Here is a 21,922-nt window from a genome sequence, read left to right on the forward strand (position 1 = left end):
CGGGTGGCCATGCCGGTCTAGATTGGCAGATGTTCGGACTTCGCCGTTCAGGGAGGAATTCATGTCCGTATTTGCCCGCCTGGGCCTAGCCGTGCCGTTTGCGCTTATCGTGTCCGCCCCCTTTGCGCTGGCTGAGGGAGATCCGGCCGCTGGCGAACGGATTTTCCAACGTTGTGCCGTATGCCACGGTATCGGCGAGACCGAGCGTCAACCTGGCCCCAACCTCAACGATGTTATTGGCCGCGTGGCCGGAACGCATCCCGATTTTGGAAGATATTCCGCCAACATGCGCGAAGCGGGGGAAGGTGGGCTGGTCTGGTCCGCCGAGGCGATCAACGAATATATCGAGAATCCCCGACGAATGATCCCGCGCGGCAATATGGCATTTCCCGGACTGCGCAGTGCCGAGGAAAGGGCCAATGTCGTGGCCTATATCGCGCAGTTCTCCGCGGAAGCGGACGGCGAAGAGGAGAATGGCGAGGAATAGCCCGCCCCTTTGTCGGAATACAAGAGTTTGGCGCGCCCTCTGGGCGCGTCTTTCGTTTTTCGGGCGCCTTGCGGGTCCACACCGGCTGGACACGGCGCAGCAGGAGTGTCAATATATGTGGACATCTTGAGGAGGGCGCCAGATTGACGCGCCTCCCCGTGGCAGGTACCGCGGCAGCGTGGCCCGCCCCAGCCGGAGGAGCCCGCCATGCAACGTCCAGCCACCCCGCTTCTCGATCGGATAGAGGTGCCTGCCGACCTTCGGCGGCTCAGCGACGAGCACCTGAAGGCCCTGGCCGCGGAATTGCGCGAGGAAACGATTTCGGCCGTCTCGGTGACGGGCGGCCATCTGGGCGCGGGCCTCGGCGTCGTGGAACTGACGATTGCGCTGCACGCGGTCTTCGACACGCCACGGGACACATTGATCTTCGATGTGGGACATCAGTGCTATCCACACAAAATCCTCACGGGCCGCCGGGAGCGCATTCGCACCTTGCGCAAAGGAGAGGGCCTTTCGGGATTTACGAACCGATCGGAAAGCGAGTTCGATCCCTTCGGTGCCGCTCATTCCTCCACCTCCATATCGGCTGGCCTGGGCTTTGCGGTAGCGCGCGATCTGCGCGAGAATGACGGGCATGTGGTCTGCGTCATGGGGGATGGCGCGCTTTCGGCCGGCATGGCCTATGAGGCCATCAACAATGCCGGTGCGCTGGGCCGGCGGCTGATCGTGGTCCTCAACGACAACGATATGTCGATCTCTCCGCCTGTCGGTGCAATGTCAGGCTACCTCGCCGAGCTTCGCCAGCCGGGCGCGGGGGATGGGCGCAGCTGGTTCGAGCAACTGGGCTTTTCCTATGTCGGTCCCGTGGACGGGCATGATGTCGGCGGTCTGCTCGAGGTGCTGCGCAATGCAAGGGACGGCGCGGACGGTCCCGTTCTCATCCATGCACTGACGGTGAAGGGCAAGGGCTACGCGCCGGCCGAGGCCGCTGCCGACCGCTATCATGGGGTTTCGGCGTTCGATGTCGCCTCCGGCAAGCAGGCGAAGTCTCCATCCGCCGCGCCCTCTTATACGAAAGTGTTCGCCGACACCCTGCTGGCGGAGGCCGAAAAGGATTCATCGATTACGGCGGTCACCGCTGCCATGGCATCCGGGACGGGTCTCGAGGCCTTCCAGAAGCGCTTTCCCGACAGGTTCTTCGATGTGGGGATCGCCGAGCAACATGGCGTGACCTTCTGTGCGGGCATGGCCGCGGCAGGTCTGCGGCCCTTCTGTGCCATCTATTCGACCTTCCTGCAGAGGGGCTATGACCAGATCGTCCACGACGTGGCGCTCCAGCGACTGCCGGTTCGCTTCGCGATCGACCGCGCCGGATTGGTGGGCGAAGATGGCGCAACCCATGCCGGCGCATTCGACCTCGCCTATCTCGCCAATCTGCCGGGCTTCGTTATCATGGCGCCGGCCGACGAGGCCGATCTGGTCCATATGGTCGCAACGGCGCGGCTGATCGACGACCGGCCATCGGCCATTCGGTATCCGCGCGGAGAAGGGCGTGGCGTACCACTCCCCGAGTCCGGGCTACCCCTCGAGATCGGACGGGGCCGCATCCTGCGTGAGGGCAATTCGGTCGCCCTTCTCTCGCTTGGCGGGCGGCTCGGCGAATGTGTCCTGGCGGCCGAGGAACTCGGCAAGAGGGGCATTGGCGTGACCGTAGCCGATGCACGTTTCGCAAAGCCGCTGGACCGCTCGCTGATCATGCAGCTTGCGCGCGATCACGAGGTGCTGATCACGGTCGAAGAAGGCGCTACGGGCGGGTTCGGCGCGCATGTACTGCATCTGCTTGCTGGAGAAGGCGTTCTCGACAGGGGCCTGCGCATCCGCACGATGACACTACCCGACAGCTTCATCGACCATCACCGGCCGCACGCAATGTATGATAAGGCCGGCCTCAACGCCCGGCATATCGCAACCACGGTGTTGAATTGCCTGGGTCTTGGCGAACGGCGGATTTACGCGACCGCCGCCATCCGCGCCGCGTGATCGGAGTCGCTATGCCGCCTGCGGATTTCGTTTCCAAACGGACAGGTTCAAGGCCGACGCGATGGTGACCCATACCAGATATGGCACGAAAAGCAGGGCAGCGAGGGGAATCTGGGCTGCCGCGACGATGAAGGCAGCGATCGTCAGCCAGAGTACGACCACGTCAATAAAGGCGAGATCCATGCGTCTCGCCCCGAAAAACAGCCCCGACCACATGCCATTGACGACCAGTTGTGCTCCCCAGAGGAAGAGGGCGACAGACATGCCGAGATTGCTCCATACCAGCCAGCCGGCGACCGCGATCATCAGATAGAGGACACTCCACACAGGGCCGAAAAGCCAGTCCGGCGGCGTCCAGGAGGGTTTGTCGAGCGTCTTGTACCAGTCGCCCGGCCTGAAAATCACACCGGTCAGGGCCGTGGCTACGCACAGACCTACGAACACGAGCAGACTGAGATCGGGCATTCAAACGCTCCTCAGGTCGGATCGAACAAGAACAAGGAACCGCGCCGGAGCCATGCGGTTCCCCGCTTCCCGCGCCACCTCACCCCTGGCGGAACTCTATCTCGTCCGAGGCTTCGGGCTCGCCATCATAGCCCAACCCTGCCACCAACCGGTAAACGCGCCCAATTTCGCTCAGCAACCCGATACGCACCAACTCTTGCAGTGCTTCCTCCCTGCTGTCTATCCGGTTGGCGAACCGCCAACCGTCGACCGCTGCCAGTTGTTCACCTTCCAGGCTGATTTCCAGCCTGGATTCATAATGCTCGTGCGCGCCGTTCGACGTGAGTTGCGCGCGTTTGCCATTCGATGCCTCACCCATCGGCCCGACCTGTGGACGATGGACGTGTCACGAAACGGCAATTCTCCATGCAGGTCTGGAAAGCCATCTTGTTCCTCCCTGCAAAGAGGATAGCGCGGGAGGCGAGGCTTTCTATTTCGGTATTCTACCTAAGGAAAATCTGCGTAGCCGTCTCAATTGCGGCTGGTGGTCAGCGCATGAGCCTGATCAGGTCAGCGAGCCCGCGTGCCTCGAGTTTTTCCCGGATGCGCGCGCGATGTATTTCCACTGTCCGCTGGCTGATACCCATGTGATCCGCGATCGCCTTGTTGGTCTGTCCCTGAACCAGCTGGTCGAGGACTTCCCGCTCGCGCGATGTCAGCCTTGCCAGGCGCCGTGCGGCCTCTTCAGGGGAAAGCGCCGGCTGGGCGCGGTTGGCAAGGACATCGCGTGCCTGACCGATGGCCTCCAGCAACTGCGCCTCGGATCCAGGTTTCTGGATGAAGTCGATCGCTCCGAGCTTCATCGCCCGCACGGCCAACGGGATATCGCCATGTCCGGTGAGAATGATGACGGGCAGACCGGGCGCCGTACGACTCAGATGAGCCTGCAGTTCCATCCCGTTCATGTCGGGCATGCGGAGATCAAGCAAGAGGCAGGCGGGCACGCTCGACTCGTACAGCAGCAGAAACTCCTCGGCGGAGTTTGTCGGCACCACCTCGAATCGATGTGCCGAAAGCAGAGCCCGCATCGAATCCAGGACCGAAGGATCGTCATCGAGCACATAGACCCGGATCTGATCAGGCAGGTCAGCCAACGTGCGTGCTCCGGATGGGCAAGGTGAAGACAAACTCGGCGCCCGACGGACGCGCCCTTGACCAGATCCGTCCGCCATGCGCCTGGACGATCGTTCGGCAAAGCGACAAACCGACTCCCATACCGCTGGTAGTCGAGGCGTGGAACGGCTCGAACAGACGCTCTTCCATGCCGGCAGGAATGCCATGGCCGGTATCGATGACAGCGACTTCGATCGCCTCGCCCACGCCAAAGGCCGATATCCTTAGTCGCCGCTCTTTCTCATTGGCCATGGCGGGCAGGCTGTTGCGCACGAGATTCAGGACGACCTGTCCGATCTGCACTCTGTCGGCCTGCACCGCCGGAAGGTCCGGAACGATGTCAAACTCGACTTCCGGCTTGGGCCATTTGGAGGAGTCGAGCGCCAGCCGGACACCTTGGCGAATGATCTGCGAGAGGTCGACCTCATCGAGCACCAGTTCACCCTCCGCGATGAAATTCCGCAGTCGCCGCATGAGGTCGGCAGCACGCGCGGATTCAGCGACGGCATTGTCGATCAGAGCAGAGACACGGTCGGGGACCGCCACGCCATAATTCCTCAGTTCCTGGCGGCAGGCATTGATGTAATTCGTGACCGCGGCGAGCGGCTGGTTCAATTCATGCGCCAGCGCCGAGGCGAGTTCGCCCAACGAGCTCTTGCGGGTCGCCTCCAGCACCATCATCCGCAATCGCGCCTCCTCGGCCTCCGCCTCCTTCTGCGCTGCGACCGCAGCGCGCTCACGCACCAGGCTGTTCAAGGCGAAAAGCGCCCGGCGGAGGATGCGCAGGGCTTCCATGTCGCTCTGGGTGAAAGGCTGGCTACGCCCCCGCCGCTCCTCGCGCCACAATGCAAAAGATCCGCGGGGCGAAAGCCGCACCGTACCGTCCTCGTTGACCCGCTCGAACTTGTCGGGCTTGCCGGCCCATTTTATCGTGTGTTCAAACTCCTCGCGGTACAGCACGAGTTGATCCTGGCGGTCCTCCGAAAGCACGAGCAGAGCCACACCGGCGGCGGCCCGCCGGTCGGCCGCATCGACGTACGAGCCAACAGGCAGACTGTCGGTCGCAGCGACGCCTTCCACCAGTTGATCGTCCAGCGCGGAGAAGTCTGGAACGGCAGGCGGCACGCGACCGAAATGACGCTCACTCCCGGCGAGACGCAGCGTCATACCCTGGGCTCCCGAATGTTCCATGAGCGCACAGGCATGCTCGCAGATGATGTCGCCCAGCTTCGTGCCGTCGCGAAACCGGCTCTCGATATGGGAAGCCGTGCGTTCGGCGGAGATGCTCTGATGGAGCTGCTGGGTGTTTTCGAGGCTCTGCAGCAGCGAGGAGATCGTCCCTCCCAGAAGTTCGCAGAAGCGGAAGCGGCTCCACGGCAGGTGAAGCGGCCCATAGTGGTGGCATGCGACGAGGCCCCACAGATCGTCGTTCGAAATCAGCGAAATCGACATGGAGGCGCCGACGCCCATATTGTTAAGGTATTCGATGTGGACCGGGGCGACGGCGCGGAGTTTGGAGTATGTCAGGTCGAGGGGCGCGCTGTGGTCGGCATCGGCGATCCCTCCTCCGCGCGCCAGTATCGGTGAGGGTGGAGCATTGATGTCTGGAATGCTGCGAATCACGTTGAGGGCAAAATGCCTGCGGGCCGGATCCGGAATATCCGATGCCGGGTAGTGCAGCCCGAGAAAGCTGTCGGGGCGGACTGTGCTCTCGGCAATCACCTCGCCATGTTTGTCCGCGGCGAAACGGTAGATCATCACCCGATCGAAGCCGGTCACATCCCGGATGATCTCGGCGCTCACACGAGCGAGTTCTGCGAGCGTTCGGGGCGTGATCAGTTGGGAAATGATGCGCTGGCGCAGGAGATCCTCTTCCCAGACGAGCGCTGGCCCCTCTTCGAAGGCCACGAATTCCAGGATGAGGCTGCCCTGGTGCCGATGGGGGAAGCACTCCAGGCGCCGTGTCTTTCCTTCCACTTCGAGCGAGAGAAACCAGGGTTTGATCAGGTCCGGCTTCAGGGCATCGAGGGGCCGCGAAAGAAGCGCGTCAATGTTCTCCTCTCCCAGCAGGGCGGAAAGAGGCCGGCCGATCGCTGCCTCGGCCTTCAATCCGAGATAATCCTCGACGCTACGACTGGCATATTCAGTGACAAGCGTCTGTGCATCGGCCGCAAGCAGCGCTCCATGCGGTTGCACCGCCCCGATGATGTGAATCGGCTCGGTGTCACAGGCCGACAGGTCGACTGAAGTGGGCCTTATCCGCATGCGTCGGCCAACATGACCGGGATCTGGCGGAGATTGGGAAAAGCCCGCTCGTGGCCGCGCCCGACCGCCAGTCGGATACGCTGTACCGCGCCGCCTCGCTCGGATATGCCCTCACGCATCGCCGAAAGCACGACCACCTCCCTGCGGTTGCCTTCCCAGCCGACTGTAGGCCAATGACGGCGGCAGGCGCAATGATTGCGGTGACAATTCGCCTTGACAACCTAACTTGCATTCCCGACTACACAAGGCGCTGGGCTACTCCAGACTCGTCTTGGAAAAAGTCCGCGTCAGCTGTCCCACGCTTGTGTCCAAAGCCACGAAAGCCACATGGAAAACCTGCAGGATCTTGCCAATGCACTGACGAATGCCGAGCCGTCTGCTTTGGCGGAACTGCTGGTGGCAAGCTCGGACGTGGCTGTCGTGATCGGCGAGGACAACATCATTCATTCGGTCGCGGTGCCGGGCGATCTGTCCATGAGGCTGGACACGAGGGCGTGGCCAGGACAGCCGTTTGACCAGATAGTCACGGCCGACACCCGCCGGACCGCCGATCTGCTGTTGAGAAGCGCGCGAATGGGAGAGACCGACTCGCGCGAACTGGCGCACGGCGCGGATGACGGCGCCCGCGTCGAACTGCGTTATGCGGCTGCGGCGCTCGGATCTGATCGACCTCTCGTCCTCGTCGGTCGCGCCATCGCGTCGGGCTTTGAAAATGGTCGGGATGCATTCGCTCGCGTCTTCGATTTCGGATCACAGCCAGTCATCGTGGTAGACGGCAGCACCGGCCGGATTCTGGAGGCCGATTCGGAAACTGCGGCCCACCTCGGGGTTTCACAGCCGCAACTGTTGCGGATGGTGGTCTTCGATTTGATTGGGACGCCTTGGCGACGGGAAGCACAGTCGCGTCTGCGCGGCGTACTCGCGTCGCAAAGTCAGGATCGTTTCGTGGCCGAAGCCGGCGCTTCGGGTGAGCAATATGTGGTGGTCTTCGAACCGCGGACCGGCGCGAATGCCGGGAGTGTGTTGGTGCGTTTTCTTGCGCCCGGCACCGAGCCCGAGAGCATTCCTCCGGCCACCAGCCTCGCCGAACTGGTTGCAGGCATGACCGAATGCGTGGCCCTGCTTGAGACCGATGGCCGAATCCGCTGGGCCAACCAGGCGTTTCAGGATGCGGTGGGGGCGGCCCAGCCCTCGCTCCTCCTGGGCCGGCCACTCGACGAGGTTCTGTCACCCGTCGGCGATGGCGATTATTCGCTTTCCCTCGCCAGCGCCCGCAAGGGGGACTCCGCCGTTTCGACCGAGGTCACGCTGGTGGACCGCGAAGGCGCATACCGGACGGGGCGGCTCTCTCTCGCCTGGCTTGCCAATGCCGATCCGCAGGGTTTCGGCGCCGTGCTTGATCTGGCCGAAGGCGGCGAAAGGCTGCGTGGCGTCGCAGCACCCGATGCCGCCGCCATCCTCGAACTGGTCGGAAGCGTTCCGCTCAAGGACCTCGTTCGCGACACGACCGATGCCATCGAGCGACTTTGCATCGAGGCGGCCTTGCGGCTGACCGGCGACAACCGGGCGGCCGCGGCGCGCGCGCTCGGGCTCAGCCGTCAGGCGCTTTATCTCAAGCTCGAGCGCTACGGGCTAGGCGGCAGCTGACCCCGCTGCCATTAGCGGAGGAGCCGATGACCGAATGGTTGCTGCAGGATGGCTGGATCGTCGTCGTGGCCATGGCGATCCTGATCGGCGAAATCGCCCTAGCCCGGCTTGTGCCTGAAGCTCACCGGTCAGGCTTCATGGCCAATGCGCTTGCGGGCCTGGCTCTGCTCGGCGCTCTCTATGCCGCGCTTACCGAACGTGCGGGCGTCATCGTCCTGGCGTGTCTGGGGGCGGGGCTGCTCGCCCATGTCGTTTATCTACTGGCGATCCGACGGCGACCCTAGCTGCTAAGCGTCTGGCTTCCCGTCATCGGTGAAATGACGTCGGATGCGGCGGACGAAAAGCCAGATACCGAGCACCACCACCGGCACGCTGAGCCCGATCACCGTCTCAGGGGGCAGCCAGGGCGGCAGGATCGGATGGCTTCGCACCATATAGGCCACGAGCCCTACCACATAATAAGAGACGGCCGCGACCGACAGTCCCTCCACGGTCTGCTGCAGCCGCAATTGCTGGCGGGCGCGGTTGTTCATCGAGGCGAGAAGGTCGCGATTCTGCTTTTCGACCTCGACATCGACCCACGTCCGCAAGAGTTGCGCGGCACGGGCCAGCTTTCGCGAGAGGCCGGCCTGACGCTCCTCGACCGACCGGCAGGTTCGCATGGCCGGTGCCACACGGCGTGTAAGGAAGGCTTCCCAGCTCTGCGCCCCGGGGGCGGCGACCTCGCCCAGTGCGGCGAGTCTTTCCGTGACGATATCGTAGTAGGCCCGGCTGGCACCGAAGCGGTAGAGGCTGGAGGCCGCCTGGGCTTCCAGTTCGGCGGCAAGTTCGGTGAGTTCTCCCAGAAGCTCCCGGCTGTTGCGGCGGTCCGCCCCCCGCATTTCGCCCGTCAACTCGGCCAGGCGATCCTCCATGCGGCGCAACTGGCCGGACAGCGATTGCGCGAGCGGCAGGCCGAGCATGGCCAGCGTGCGATAGGTCTCGATCTCGATCAGGCGCTGGGCAAGCGCGCCGCGCCGCGCTTTCGAGAGCCCGTCATCGAGGATGAGCATCCGCGTAAGTCCCTGGCCATCCTGCCGGAAGTCCGTGGCGATCGCGGCCCTGCCGTCCTCGACGAAGGCATGGCACAGGCTTTCCGCATCGAACCCCTCGAGCATCTCGCCCGCCGCGGGCGGCGACGCGCGCAGTTCCAGGCGGATGCCGGAAATGACGGTCCCCGGCGCGCTGAAGCCCCGGCCGAACGGCGTGTCATCGAGCCCGGTTCCGCTCTCTCCGAGGGGGCCTTCCCAAAGGTAGGTGGAGAATTCCGTATGGCGCTCCCAGCGCAGCGTTCCCTTGCCCCACTTCATCACGCAGTGGCGGGCCTGACGATCGGGCGCGGCGATACCCTGTCGGCGCGCCAGTTCCGTCAGCACGGCGATGTCGACACTCGACCCGCCCTCGGTCATGAAGGAAAGCTGGATCAGGAGCCGAGGGGACGACAGCAGAGGGTGGGGTCTCGCATGCACCTCGCCAAGCGCGGCAGCGCGATCCTCGTGCGCGGCTAGGCCCAGCACCTTGCCGACCGGCAGGCTCGCCTCATCCGGGCGTCGATCGGCGTGTGGCACTTCCCCCATTCCGTACCCGCCATTCTCGGGCACATCCCTTCTTCGGAGGGCCCGCGCTTGTCTACCGGCAATCTAGAGTGCAGCTTCTGCCTTGAGCAAGTGGCAAAAGGAGGCATCCGGCGGCGCAAGGATGCGGGGCGATCACCTCAAGCGGAGCGCACCCACGTCCAGGCAGCCTGCTCGTCTTCGAGATCGAATGTCCGAGCCTGGACGGGTGAGATCGGCGAGAAGAAGTTTATCATGGCCTCGGCCCAGTCCGGCGCGCCCACCACCGCGTATTTGTCGACTTGGCTTGCCGATCGCGCCTGGGCAGAGAGGGCCTTGCGATCGAATATCGCGCCGGCTTCGATGCCTTCGTAGCGTTTCATGACGATCAGGATGTCCAAACTGTCCTGCGCCTCGAAAGCGGCACGCAGGACGTCGGCCATCCACTCGACATCTGCCCGGGTGATCTTGCCGACGATCTCGAACGCGTGGAGCCTGGGTTCGGTGGTGTCCACCTTGCTGATGTTGAGCGTGTTCATGCAGGAGCTTCCTTCTGCATACCCAAACATCGCTGGATGAGCGGGGTTCCGCTCGCTCGCGGAACAATGGCGAGCGGCGGGATGTTGGTCAGGAAGCCACACCAACAGGAGCAGCGCAATGAACGTCATAGAACGCGAGATCCCCGCCCGAAGCACCCCACATGCCGCCGCCCATGGGTCGGCAGGCCTCTACAATCCCGGCAGCCCCATCTTCGAGACCCAGGACATCGTGGCCATGGCACTGGCAACGGTCATGGCACTGGGCCCTCTTTCGGCCTACGCGCTGGGATACGGTCTCTAGATCTGCCGCATCGCGGCTCTTGGGGAGGCTGGCTGGTCGCCTCGGAGCTGGTGCACCACGTCGACGGAGCAACGATAATCAGAAGACCGCGCCGATGTCGGCGGCGCATCGATGCAGCTTGCTGACGATGCGGTCGTGAAGTTCCCTTTCGTTGTACTGGCCTTGCGGGAAGATAATGGAAACGGCACCGACGACGTGGGCGCCACGATCGAAGACTGGCAGTGCCACTGAGCTCACGCCCTCCACATATTCCGATTCGCTGAACGAGAATCCCGTCATGCGAACCGAGTTCAGGAGATCGTTCAAGGCCTGTCGTTCGACCACGGTATGTGACGTGTAGGGGGTCAGGCCCAGCCGCTCCAGGATGGCGGCACGCTCGGTTTCATCGAGAAAAGCAAGGATTGCCCGGCCGATTGCAGTGGGCGCGAACGGAACGCGGCTGCCGACTGTCACCATGTTGAGGCTGAAGCGGCTCGGAACAAATGCATGGGCTACGTAGACCGCCTCGTCGCCGTCCTGCATGGCGAAGGAGACCGACTCCCCGATTTCATGCGAGACGTTGCGGAGCACCGGTTGCACCACCTGCGGAATGCTGCGCGTCTCCAGGAACCCGCGGGAAAGACGCAGAACGCGCGGGGTCAATTGATAGCGACCCCGCTCATGGCTGACGAAACCAAGCTGCTCCAGCGTGCGTACCAACCTCCGGGCAACCGCGCGATTGAGACTGACCTTTTCTGCAATTTCGGAAATCGTGAGGTCGCGATTGCGGCCCTCGAAAGCCATGATCACGGACAGCCCTTTGCCGAAGGTAAGAGAGACCTCCTTATCCTCCTTGTCGAGCAGGTCGTGCATGTTCAAGATTTCACCATGCTTGGGCAGGGCACGAAACCAACGTCGTGCCTAGGTTGCAATCCTACGTCACCCTGGAGATCAGTTCTCAAAAGAACTCTCAGGACGGCGATCTCTCGCTGACGAGCCCATAACCTGCCCCGCCGCAGCTTTCAACGATCAGCCGGTCAAACTTATTGAGTACGAGCGAAGAGCGCGATACGAGTTCTTCGACCACGCCGTCAGCCCGCACGACCCGGGCTGCCGCCGGCTCAGGCGAGCCACCCCCCGCGGCCCCCTGCGGCACATGGATGAAACGTTCGCCGCGCAGCGAAACGCCGACGCCCTCCTGCAGGGCGATATAGGTGCGGCGAATGCCATCGCCGCCTCGGAATCGGCCGCCACCGCCCGATCCATGACGTATCTGTGCACTATGCAGCCGGACGGGTATCTGTGACTCCAAGGCTTCGGCGGGCATGTTCATAGCGTTGCCGACATCAGTCGAGATGCCCGAAGCACCGTCCCGGTCGGGTCCGCCGCCGGCGCCGCCAGCGATGATCTCCGTCGCGATGAAGCGCTGCCCGTCGGGTCTGGTTCCAGAAAAGGCGAGGACATAAGACATGCCGGAATTCGCTGCCGGCATACGTTGCGGCATGGCCTTGGCCAGGCCCTGAAGCAGACTTGACGTCGTTGCACGAACAACGCCCATGCGCGCGTTGACCGCGGCAGGCGACGAGGCATTGATGACGCAGCCCGTCGGCAGAGACAGATCGATGGTGCGGACCACGCCGCCGTTGCGGAACATGGTCTCCTCCATCGCACTCAGCAGACTGTAGAATGCCGCCGCGAACGGACCCGATCGAACGCAGTTGATGGGGGCTGCCACCTGCGGGCTCGTCCCGGCGAAATCGGCGACGAAACGGCCGCCGACACATGACAGCGCCAGTTGTATCTTGATCTCCGGAAGGCCGGGCGTTGCGTCGAGTCGCTCCGCTGCGACATGCGGACCAGGTGCCATGGAAGCGATCGTGCGTGCCGCCAGTTTCTCGCCGCGCTCAAGGCACGTCTCCATGCCGGAGATGAAGGCGTCCACACCCGTTTCCAATGCGAGCTTGCGTAGTGCGGCTGCAGCCTGAACAGCGGCGCTGACCTGTGACGACAGATCTCCAAGTACCGTGTCCGGCGCACGGGAATTCGCCTGGATGAGATCAATGGTTTCGCGCGAGATGGCGTCTTCGGCACCCATACGCATGGGCGGCAGGCGCAAGCCTTCCTGAAAGATGTCGACGGCGTCGGGAGGAACCGAGCCCGCCCGCATGCCACCGACATCCTGATGATGCAGGATGCTGGCCGCAAAGCCTATCAGCCGCTTCTCGACGAAGACGGGGCGCATGACCGTAAGATCCGGCAGATGCGTCCCGCCAAGAAACGGGTCGTTCATCAGATAGAGATCGCCGTCCCGCATCGTTTCGATGGGAAACCGATCGAGCAATGCGCGGATAGAGCCGTCGAGGGCGCCGAGCAGAAGTGGGATTGCGTCCGAGAGCGCGATAAGCTCGCCGTTCGGCGTAAGCAGACCCGCGGCCGCATCGTTGCCTTCGCGAACGACCGGCGAGACGGCCGTACGGAACAGTACTTCCTGCATCGACTGAGCGATGGCGTTAAGCCGCATCTGCAGCGTTTCGGCGCGCATGGCCTCTCCCTTGCCAGTCCTCATCGTCATGGGAGTCGCCACGACGCTCATGGCCGGCAGAGGCGGTTCGAGGCGCAGCCTGGACAATGAAAATGCAAAGCCGGCCTCGCGCGGTGCGCTTGCAAACTGGGCCATGTGATAGTCGGCAAAAGCCGCGCGAAGATAGGCGACGTCCGGCTCGTCGACCGCCAGTTGGAGGCGGACCGGATGCATGAATGCATTCGGCGCAACGATCAGGTAGAGCTGGCCGTTGGCGGCCTGGGGATTTTGCGCGCGCAAGGCAGTCATGGCGTTGCGCAGCTCGTCGTCCGAAAGTTCGGCGAGCGGAGCGTTCAGCGACGTTGTCGCCTGATGGACATGCCGGGCAAGAAGCAGACCCATGGCGCCCGACATCGCGGGATACGAGCCTGCCAGGATCTGCTGCGTGCCGAGCCGTTTGGCGATGTCGGGTCCAAGCACCGTACCGAGGCCACCGGCGACGATGAGTGGCACTGAAGCCGGATCCACGTTGCGGCTGACGGCGTGGCGGACGATGCATGCGGCCATCGCGTCCAGCGCCGCCTCGCGGATATGGGTGGCCTCCACACCGTCGAGCATCGACAGACGTTCCACCGCATTTGGGGCGAGGTCATCAGAAAGCTCGCTCAACACCACAAGCGCGTCCGTGAGACTCGGCGCATCGTCGTCAGAAGCCTGCGTGAAGCTTAGTCCGGAGGGCGTTGATCGCACCTTCGAGCCGCCGCCCAAGGCGATGCTCTCTATGTCCGCCATACCCATGCGCACGGGTATCCCGGCGACAGAGCCGTGCGTGGTCAATGCCGGCGCGCCATCGGCCACGAGCACGATGTCCGTCGTCGTCGAGCCGATGTCGATCGCGAGCGCCTGCGGCGCGCCCGCTGCCTTGGCGATGCCACCGGCCGACCAGGCGGACGCTGCAGGCCCGCCCAAGACCTGCGCCGAGACGGCCGCCCGCGCGCGGTCGCACGACAAGAGATGCCCCCGCGAGTCCGCGAACGATAGCCGACCCGCGAACCCCATATTTCGCAGATCGCTTTCTATCTCGGCGAGTACGGCCTGCTGCGACGGCCACAACGCCGCTTCCAGGCATGTCGACACCGTGCGCTCATACTCGCGCGATTGGGGATCCACCGCATGGGACAGAACGAGAGGAATACCCGGCGCCACTTCTGCCAAGATCTCGGCGCAACGGCGTTCATGGCTGGGATTGGCATGGGAAAACAACAGGCAGACGGCGATCGCCTCGGCGCCTTGCGCGGCAAGAGTTCTGCCTGCCTTGCCCACGTCATCAATCGATACGGGCTCGATCTCGCAGCCACTGCCGTCCAAGCGCCCACCGACCTCGTGTATGCCCCCTTTCATGACCAAGAATGTCGGCGCCGGCGAGCGCGCGACGGGGTCATAAAGCTCCGCGCGATTCTGCCGGGCGAGCGCCATTGTGTCGGCAAACCCGCACGTCGCAATCAAGCCGACGCGCGCAACTGTGCGTGCCAGCAGCATGTTGATGGCCCCGGTGGAGCCGATCCGGATTTCCTCCAGCCGATCGGGGGCGAATGCCCATATATCTGCCGCGTGGGCGACGGCAGCCGCGATGTCGCGAGCGGGCGTGGCGGCGCGGCGCGTCACCTTCGTGGCGTGGACCCCACCCTTCGTCCAGACAGCAACATCGACCGTGGACGCGCCGATGTCGAGGCCGAGAACCGTCACTCGCCACTCCCCGAGACTAGGACCTCCAGCGGAGCCGGCAGGTCGGTGAATTCGACGTCGCGGCCATTGCGTGTGCGCCACATAGTCGACGCGAAGAGCCCCGGCTTCCCGATGACCATGATGCCGTGATGCCAAACGCCCGGGTGATAGATCACGACATCTCCTGGCCCCCCCACGAATGCATGGGGCCTGCCGCCCTCGCACGGGTTGTTGTCCCAAACCACGACAAGATAGTCTGTCACGGACATGGGCACGAACATCTGCGCACTGTGCTCGTGGCGTTCTGCCTGCGTGATGCGGACAGGCGCTCTCTCCGGCTGAACTTCGTAGAAATCGAGCGCCAGATCGACGGCTTCATCACCGTGTCGAAAAACAGCGGGCGATTTGGAAAGCTTTACCTTGTTGTCGCGAATGAGTTTGTGCGTGGGCTCGCCGGCGCGGGCCACGTGGCCGAAGGGGGCGAATGTTGCTGCCGCAAGTTGCTCCACCTTGACCATCTACCACCCAGATTTTGTCGATTATCGATCATACGCTCTATTATTATAACGCCATCCGTACACCGGCCTGTCAACAAGGCTTGAGCCATTGCCGATAGGCGCGACGGTGAAAGCAATGGAAAGATCTGGCCCAGACGGCAAAACGGGTTGACCTCGAACAGCAATCTTGTCACGCTTAGCGAACGAATGCTCGATAATCGGACTATTTCATGGCTTATCATCTCTGGGGCGAATTGTCGGCGCCCGCATTGCGCACGACGATAAACGCAGCAACGGTGGCACTGCTCCCCGTCGGTGCCGTGGAACAGCATGGCCCTCATCTGCCATTGAATACCGATGCGCTACTCGCCGAGGGTTTCGCGCACGAAGCGGCGCGGCGCGTCAGGGAAGCGACAGTGCTTGTCCTGCCAACTGTTTCCGTTGCCAAGTCGGATGAGCATCTGGGTTTTCCGGGGGTGCTCACCCTCGACGGAGCGACGCTGCAGTCGGTCCTTGTCCAGATCGGCCGCTCCGTCGCGCGTTCGGGTGTGCGGCGCCTCGTGTTCCTCAATGCGCATGGCGGCAATGTTCCGGTGCTGCAGACCGTCATCCGGCAGCTTCGGATCGAGGAGGAGATGTTCTGCGTCAGTGCCGGCTGGATGAGCATGGGCTACCCGGTCGGCCTCGTCAGCGAGTGCGAGCTTCGCGACGGAATCCATGCGGGCCTGATCGAAACGGCAGCGATGCTTCATTTCCGTCCCGATCTGGTGGAAATGGAGCTGGTGAAGGACTTCGTTCCAACCTCCCGCGCAGTCGCCGAAGGCAACGAGGTGCTGCGGCTTCTCGGACCCGTTTCCGCGGGATGGACCATGCATGATCTCAACACCGACGGGGCCGCCGGCAACGCGGCCGCAGCCACTCCGGCCATCGGCAGGGCCCTGGTCGAACACGCTGCGGCCCGCTACGCCACGTTGCTCGAAGAGGTGGCGCGTCACGCGATGCCGTTCGGAGCAATGGGGCAGTGAACTTCCAGCACTCCGATACGGGCGAGAACCTCTGGTTCGTCAATGCTCGCATTCCACGCGCACTTGCGCGCGGCCTTGAAATGCGCGCACAGCATGGCGCGACCGGGCTCGGTTTTACCGATTTCGGGATAGCCGTGGACGGCACGTTAACGAGGGACGGTCGCGGCTGGCGCCGGGTCGATCTCGGGGGGCGGATCGTGCTGCCCACCTTCATCGATTCTCACGTCCATCTCGACAAGGCCTATACTGTTCGCCGGACCGGCATTCCCGGCGGCGGCCTGCTCGATGCCGTGAAGCTCTCGGGCGCCGATGCCGTCAACTGGACCGCACAAGACCTTCATGCCCGCATGTCGAAGGCGCTGGAACGGGCCTACCTTCACGGCACCTCGGCGTTGCGTACCCATCTCGATACGCCAAACATGCCGGCGGAAAACGCGGCGTGGCAGGTGTTTGGCGAACTACAGCGGCAGTGGCGGGGTCGCATCGAGATGCAAGCCGTCGCCCTCATGGCAATCGAGCGTGTCGATCAGGCCGAGGACTACGCCGAGCGTTGCCGCCAGATCAGGTCGAGAAATGGCGTGCTTGGTGCGTTCATTGCCCCAAGCATGGCGACCGCCGAACGCCTGGATGCCCTGTTCGGCTTTGCCACCGACGCGGCGTTGGACGTGGACTTCCATGTCGACGAGACACTCGATCCTGCCGCGCAGGCGCTCGAACTCATCTGCGATAGCATCCTGCGCACGGGCTTTGGCGGTACGGTCGTAGCCGGTCACTGCTGCTCGCTCAGCACAATGCCGGTGGAAGATCGCGACCGGATTATCGCCAAGGTGGTGGAAGCCGGCGTGCATGTGATCTCGCTGCCTCACTCCAACCTTTTCCTCCAGGATCGTCGCCGTGCAGCGACGCCGCAGCGGCGCGGCATAACGGCGGCCCGGGAACTTCGCGCGTCCGGCGCCTCGATCCACTTCGCATCCGACAACGTTCAGGACGCCTTCTATCCCTACGGCGATTACGACATGGTCGAGGTCTTCCGCTCGGCCGTACGCGCCGCCCATCTCGATGAGGAGATGGACGACTGGCTCGTGCGGCAATTCAGCGGCGCTTCAGCAGCCTGCGGCTTTGCCGGTCAGGGCGCCCTGGTTGCCGGAACCCCGGCCAATATCGTCATGCTCGACGTACAAGACATGTACGACCTCGTGAGCCTAACGTCCTGCGACCGGGTCGTGGTGCGCGACGGACGGCCCGTCCTGCCCGTTTCCTTCAATCTGCGCGATCTCTTCGCGGTGGAGTCTCCATGACCGACAACATTTCCGCCTGCCTTGAGGCGCTTAGCCATCTGGATGTGGACGACAATCCCAACACCGTGCTCCAGAAGAGCCGCGACTTCTACTGGTACAGCCCGATCCTGAAAGACCAGCTCCAGGAGGTGAAAGCCGACTTTGTGGTTGCGCCGCGCACGGTCGAGGAGGTTCTCGAAGTGCTTGCCACCTGCTGGAGACACGACGTGCCGGTCACGACCCGCGGCGCGGGGACAGGAAATTACGGGCAGGCGATGCCGCTTGCCGGCGGCGTCGTCCTGCACATGAAGCATCTCGACAAGATCATCACAATTGGCGACGATTATTTCGTGGCGCAGGGCGGCACGGTGATCGAACATATCGAGCATGCTCTGCGCGCCGAGGGCAAGGAAATCCGCCTGTTTCCTTCCACCACGGGATCGGCAACCATCGCCGGCTTCGTCGCCGGCGGTTCGAGCGGCGTCGGCGCGATCCGCTGGGGTGGCTTGCGCAATCCCGCCAACATCCGCCGCCTGCGCCTTGCGACGATGGAAGAGACACCTCGCATCATCGATCTGGTCGGCGCGGACGAGATCAGCAAGGCGGCCCATGCTTACGGCGTCAACGGCGTGATCCTCGAAGTGGAAATGCCCGCCGACCCGGCGAGCGACTGGGTCGACGTGATCATCGGCGTCGACACGTTCGAGAATTCCTGTCGCCTGGCGCTGCTCGTCGGCGAAGACGAGTCGATTGACAAGCGCATGCTGTCGAACTTCGAAGCACAGATAGCGACTCGCTACTTCCTGCGCCATCGCCCCCATCTGAGCGACGCTGAAGCTATGCTCGCCGTGACCGTTTCCCGCGACACACTCCCGCGTCTCGGTGAGGTGATTGAGGGCTTCGATGGCGCTACGCTGCGCCTGCGTTACGACCGGCTGCCGGAAGGGGCGCGTTTGCCCGCCGCTTTCGAGCTCGCCTGGAACCACACGACGCTGCGCGCCCTGCGCGTCGACCCGACCGTCACCTATCTCCAGATGATGATGCCGCGCCCCGTGATGTTCGAGAAGATGAAGGAGCTAAAGGAGCGCTTCGCCGACGAGCTCCTGCTTCACTTCGAATTCACCCGGTTCGACGGCGTGGTTTCGCCCGTTGGCCTGCCGATAGTCCGCTACACGTCCAACGAACGGTTGGAAGAGATCATTCAGATTATCGAGCACGAACTTGGATTGCCGGTCTTCAATCCGCATCGGGTCACGCTCGAGGAAGGCGGCATGAAGAAGACGAACCCGGCGCAACTCGCCTTCAAGAAACAGACTGATCCCAAAGGACTGCTCAATCCCGGCAAGATGATCGCCTGGAAGGAACCCGACTGGGTTCCCGTGCCCGGCAAAACCTACCTTTTCGCTCAATAGGCTGCGGCCATGACACCGGATCGATTGGGGCCAGAGATGAGCGGCACTAAGGGACATGTCACCGTCATCGGAGCCGGCATCGTCGGCGTGAGCTCGGCCGCATTTCTCCAGCGCGAGGGCTTTGCCGTTACCATAGTCGACCGCCTCGAGCCGGGGCTCGGCACGTCCTTCGGCAATGCCGGTTCGGTCTCGCCAAGCGCGATCCTGCCGGTCGCAATGCCGGGCGTCATGAAGAAGGTGCCGGGCTGGCTTCTCGATCCCCTCGGGCCGCTGACGATCCGATGGTCCTATCTGCCGTGGGCTACGCCCTGGCTGCTGCGTTTTCTGCGTCACGCAAGCCGCAAGGAAGCGACACGCGTGGCCACGGCAATGCGTGCATTGATGGAGACCGTATTCGACGACTACGCCGAGCTTCTGGAAGGCGACACGTTCGCCCGGCTGATCCGCCGCAACGGCTGTCTCTACATCTACGAGAACCGTGAGGAACTGCAGGCGGCCAAGTGGTCGCTCGACCTGCGCCGGGAACTTGGCGCAGCGATGGAGGAGATCGGCGGCAGCGACATCCGCCAGCTCGAGCCGGCGCTCAACAGGCGTTTCGATCTCGGTATCTTCGCGCCCGAGAATGGCTCCACTGTCGATCCTCATCTCCTGGTGCGCGCGATTGCCGATCAGGTGCTGCGCAATGGCGGCACCTTCGTCAGGGCCGATGTAAAAGATGTAGAGATCGGCCCCGACGGCCCCGTGGCGCTGGAAACCTCTTCAGGCAAGCTTCCCGTCGACAGGCTCGTGCTGGCTGCCGGCGCATGGTCCTCGCCGCTTGCCCGCAAGCTCGGCGCAAAGGTGCCGCTGGAGACGCAGCGCGGCTATCATGTCACCTTCGCCGAACCCCAGATCGACGTGCGACGCACCGTGATGTGGAACAGGCGAAGCGTCTTCGTGAATCCGATGGATTGCGGACTGCGCATTGCCGGCACCGTCGAACTCGCCGGGCTGAAGGCCGCGCCGAACTATGCGCGCGCCGACAAGCTCGCGGGGATTGCGGTGGAGATGTTTCCGGACCTGAACACGAAGGAGCAGTCGAAGTGGATGGGGCATCGCCCCTGCCTGCCCGACAGCCTGCCGGTCATCGACCGCTCGCCGCGGTTTGCCAATACTGTCTTTGCCTTCGGGCACCAGCATGTGGGCATATGCTCTGGCGGACCTACAGGGCGCCATGTGGCGAGCCTGATGGCGGGCAGCACGCCTCGGATCGACCTGACGCCTTTTTCTGCCACCCGCTTCTGAAGTGGGCGTCGGACCTATAAAAAGAGGGGAATCCACTCATGACATATCCGGCGGCCAGCCAGTTGCCTCGAGGTCTCGCGGGAGGAACGTCCTCCGCTCCGCGATCAGAGAACGTCTCGCTTTCGTTTGACGGTGTTTCGATGCGGTTTCCGGACGGGACGGAGGCGCTGGACGATATCTCGCTGACGATCGGGCAAGGCGAGTTCGTGTCGATCGTCGGGCCGTCGGGTTGCGGCAAGTCGACCCTGCTCAAGATCGCMTCGGGCCTGTTTCCCCATACCGACGGCCTCGTCAAGGTCGACCGCGACCATCTCGGCTACACGTTCCAGGATGCAACGCTGCTGCCCTGGCGCAAGGTGATCGGCAACATCGAGCTGCTCATGGAACTGCGCGGCTATCCCGCCGAAGAACGCCGCAGGATCGCGCGCGAGCAGATCAGCCTSGTCGGCCTCGACGGCTTYGAGGAYCAYTATCCCAAGCGTCTGTCGGGCGGCATGCGCATGCGCGTCTCGCTCGCCCGRTCGCTSGCCCTCAACCCCAAYGTCTTCATGTTCGACGAGCCCTTCGGCGCGCTCGACGAGATCACCCGCGAACGCCTCAACGACGAACTCATCTCGCTCTACATGCGCAAGGGCTTCACCGGCCTGTTCATCACCCAYTCCATCCCSGARGCCGTCTACCTGTCGAACAAGGTCGTCGTCATGTCGCGCAGGCCCGGCCGCATCCTGCAGRTCTTCGACATCCCGTTCGCCTATCCCCGCGAGCCGGAACTCAGATACGCGCCAGAGTTCTCCGCGCTYTGCGGCGAGGTCTCCATCGCCCTGCGCGACGCCATCGAGAAGTGAGCCGAGCCATGTCCGACACAGCCCCCGCCACCAACATCACCGCTCACGGACCYGTSCCCTTCGCGCCGCCGCGCGGGTTCTTCKCGCATATCCTGATGCTSGTCGTGCCGCCSATCRTCCTGTTTGGGATGCTCTTGGTGGTCTATGCCATGGTGCGCGCCAATCTGGAGCCCCACCGCCAGTTCCTGATGCCATCGGGCTATGCCCTGTGGAGCGAGGCKTTCGGGGTCGCGGCCGTCAGATGGGAACTGCTCGAACGCGCCATCACCACGCTCGCCATCGCGCTGGCGGGTCTSGCCGTCTCCATCCCCGTCGGCATCCTGCTCGGCGTCGTCATGTTCCGCGCCCTGATCCTGGAACGCGCCCTGTTTCCCAACATCGTCGCGCTGCAGGCCATTCCSACSCTCGCCATCATYCCGCTGATCCAGACCGCCCTCGGCTTCGGCACCCTGCCCAAGATCCTGATCGTGGCCAAGTTCACCCTGTTTGCCATYCCCATCACCCTGCTCCTCGGCCTCAAGAGCGCCGACCGCGGCATCATCAACCTCTTCCGGCTGCAAGGCGCCAACTGGCGAACCATCCTCCTCAAGGCATGCTTCCCGTCGGCCGCCCCTTCCCTCTTCGCAGGCCTGCGCATCGCCGCCAGCCTCGCCGTCCTCAGCGCCATCGTCTCGGAACTCTTCTTCCTGGCCGGAAGAGGCGGCCTCGGCCAGATGATCATCAACTCAAAGATCGATTTCAAATACGAGCAGATGTACGCAGCCCTCATCGTCGCAACCCTCATGTCCGTCTGCGTCTACGTCGCATTCACATGGCTCGGACACAAACTCTTCTCCGAATGGCACGAATCCGGCGGAAAGGAGAATTGA

The 21,922-nt window shown here is 63.4% G+C and carries 20 protein-coding genes; 11 read left to right on the plus strand and 9 right to left on the minus strand.

The window, feature by feature from the left end; genetic code table 11:
* Positions 1-61 precede the first annotated feature (61 nt).
* Positions 62-487, plus strand: coding sequence for a cytochrome c family protein (locus tag GRZ55_RS21755; protein ID WP_169289050.1), 426 nt, complete (start codon positions 62-64; stop codon positions 485-487).
* Positions 488-694: 207 nt separating this feature from the next.
* Entirely contained in the window at positions 695-2,527 is a 1,833-nt protein-coding gene (gene dxs, locus GRZ55_RS21760; RefSeq protein WP_169289051.1) for a 1-deoxy-D-xylulose-5-phosphate synthase, read from the plus strand.
* 9 nt (positions 2,528-2,536) lie between these two features.
* Here dxs and GRZ55_RS21765 read toward each other — a convergent pair whose 3' ends face one another.
* The 4 genes from GRZ55_RS21765 to GRZ55_RS21780 all read right to left on the minus strand — a co-directional run bounded on the left by GRZ55_RS21765 (position 2,537) and on the right by GRZ55_RS21780 (position 6,409).
* Positions 2,537-2,992 (minus strand): TspO/MBR family protein, encoded by a 456-nt coding sequence (locus GRZ55_RS21765; protein ID WP_169289052.1) that lies wholly within the window; start codon positions 2,990-2,992, stop codon positions 2,537-2,539.
* A gap of 79 nt (positions 2,993-3,071) precedes the next feature.
* Positions 3,072-3,350 carry a hypothetical protein gene (locus GRZ55_RS21770; protein ID WP_169289053.1) on the minus strand — a complete coding sequence of 93 codons (279 nt, stop codon included), beginning with the start codon at positions 3,348-3,350 and terminating at the stop codon, positions 3,072-3,074.
* 169 nt (positions 3,351-3,519) lie between these two features.
* Positions 3,520-4,125, minus strand: a complete 606-nt coding sequence (locus GRZ55_RS21775; protein ID WP_210257476.1) for a response regulator transcription factor — start codon at positions 4,123-4,125, stop codon at positions 3,520-3,522.
* Complete coding sequence (locus GRZ55_RS21780) at positions 4,118-6,409, minus strand: ATP-binding protein (protein WP_169289055.1); 2,292 nt, start codon at positions 6,407-6,409, stop codon at positions 4,118-4,120. Before GRZ55_RS21780 ends, GRZ55_RS21775 begins: the two co-directional genes overlap by 8 nt.
* A gap of 327 nt (positions 6,410-6,736) precedes the next feature.
* On the opposite strand from GRZ55_RS21780, the gene GRZ55_RS21785 reads away from it, so the two are divergent.
* Together GRZ55_RS21785 and GRZ55_RS21790 are read left to right on the plus strand one after the other, a co-directional pair.
* On the plus strand, positions 6,737-8,056 hold the full coding sequence (locus tag GRZ55_RS21785) for a PAS domain-containing protein (RefSeq protein ID WP_169289056.1): 1,320 nt from the start codon (positions 6,737-6,739) through the stop codon (positions 8,054-8,056).
* A 26-nt stretch (positions 8,057-8,082) separates the two neighbouring features.
* A complete protein-coding gene (locus tag GRZ55_RS21790) occupies positions 8,083-8,340 on the plus strand; it encodes a hypothetical protein (protein WP_169289057.1) in 258 nt (85 codons plus the stop codon).
* A gap of 3 nt (positions 8,341-8,343) precedes the next feature.
* Here GRZ55_RS21790 and GRZ55_RS21795 read toward each other — a convergent pair whose 3' ends face one another.
* Entirely contained in the window at positions 8,344-9,672 is a 1,329-nt protein-coding gene (locus GRZ55_RS21795; protein ID WP_169289058.1) for a DUF3422 family protein, read from the minus strand.
* A 137-nt stretch (positions 9,673-9,809) separates the two neighbouring features.
* Complete coding sequence (locus GRZ55_RS21800) at positions 9,810-10,187, minus strand: STAS/SEC14 domain-containing protein (protein WP_169289059.1); 378 nt, start codon at positions 10,185-10,187, stop codon at positions 9,810-9,812.
* 118 nt (positions 10,188-10,305) lie between these two features.
* On the opposite strand from GRZ55_RS21800, the gene GRZ55_RS21805 reads away from it, so the two are divergent.
* The gene (locus GRZ55_RS21805) at positions 10,306-10,488 is read left to right on the plus strand and encodes a hypothetical protein (RefSeq protein ID WP_169289060.1); all 183 of its coding nucleotides are present in this window, start codon (positions 10,306-10,308) and stop codon (positions 10,486-10,488) included.
* Between the two features lie 78 nt (positions 10,489-10,566).
* On the opposite strand, the gene GRZ55_RS21810 is transcribed toward GRZ55_RS21805, so the two are convergent.
* The 3 genes from GRZ55_RS21810 to GRZ55_RS21820 form a co-directional block, all read right to left on the minus strand.
* Entirely contained in the window at positions 10,567-11,340 is a 774-nt protein-coding gene (locus tag GRZ55_RS21810) for an IclR family transcriptional regulator (RefSeq protein ID WP_169289061.1), read from the minus strand.
* 97 nt (positions 11,341-11,437) lie between these two features.
* The gene (locus tag GRZ55_RS23815; protein ID WP_169289062.1) at positions 11,438-14,734 is read right to left on the minus strand and encodes a hydantoinase B/oxoprolinase family protein; all 3,297 of its coding nucleotides are present in this window, start codon (positions 14,732-14,734) and stop codon (positions 11,438-11,440) included.
* The gene (locus GRZ55_RS21820; RefSeq protein ID WP_169289063.1) at positions 14,731-15,231 is read right to left on the minus strand and encodes an ureidoglycolate lyase; all 501 of its coding nucleotides are present in this window, start codon (positions 15,229-15,231) and stop codon (positions 14,731-14,733) included. Before GRZ55_RS21820 ends, GRZ55_RS23815 begins: the two co-directional genes overlap by 4 nt.
* A gap of 209 nt (positions 15,232-15,440) precedes the next feature.
* Between GRZ55_RS21820 and GRZ55_RS21825 the strand changes: the two genes are divergently transcribed.
* The 6 genes from GRZ55_RS21825 (at position 15,441) to GRZ55_RS21850 (ending at position 21,922) form a co-directional block, all read left to right on the plus strand.
* Positions 15,441-16,235, plus strand: coding sequence for a creatininase family protein (locus tag GRZ55_RS21825; RefSeq protein WP_169289064.1), 795 nt, complete (start codon positions 15,441-15,443; stop codon positions 16,233-16,235).
* Positions 16,232-17,533, plus strand: coding sequence for an amidohydrolase family protein (locus tag GRZ55_RS21830; RefSeq protein WP_169289065.1), 1,302 nt, complete (start codon positions 16,232-16,234; stop codon positions 17,531-17,533). The genes GRZ55_RS21825 and GRZ55_RS21830 overlap by 4 nt, the downstream gene beginning before the upstream one ends.
* The gene (locus GRZ55_RS21835; RefSeq protein ID WP_169289066.1) at positions 17,530-18,924 is read left to right on the plus strand and encodes an FAD-binding oxidoreductase; all 1,395 of its coding nucleotides are present in this window, start codon (positions 17,530-17,532) and stop codon (positions 18,922-18,924) included. Before GRZ55_RS21830 ends, GRZ55_RS21835 begins: the two co-directional genes overlap by 4 nt.
* Positions 18,925-18,960: 36 nt before the next feature.
* Positions 18,961-20,208, plus strand: a complete 1,248-nt coding sequence (locus GRZ55_RS21840) for an FAD-binding oxidoreductase (protein WP_169289067.1) — start codon at positions 18,961-18,963, stop codon at positions 20,206-20,208.
* 140 nt (positions 20,209-20,348) lie between these two features.
* On the plus strand, positions 20,349-21,053 hold the full coding sequence (locus tag GRZ55_RS21845; RefSeq protein ID WP_169289068.1) for an ABC transporter ATP-binding protein: 705 nt from the start codon (positions 20,349-20,351) through the stop codon (positions 21,051-21,053).
* An 8-nt stretch (positions 21,054-21,061) separates the two neighbouring features.
* A complete protein-coding gene (locus GRZ55_RS21850) occupies positions 21,062-21,922 on the plus strand; it encodes an ABC transporter permease (RefSeq protein WP_169289069.1) in 861 nt (286 codons plus the stop codon).

The sequence above is a fragment of the Chelativorans sp. ZYF759 genome (assembly GCF_012911015.1).
Classification (GTDB): domain Bacteria; phylum Pseudomonadota; class Alphaproteobacteria; order Rhizobiales; family Rhizobiaceae; genus ZYF759.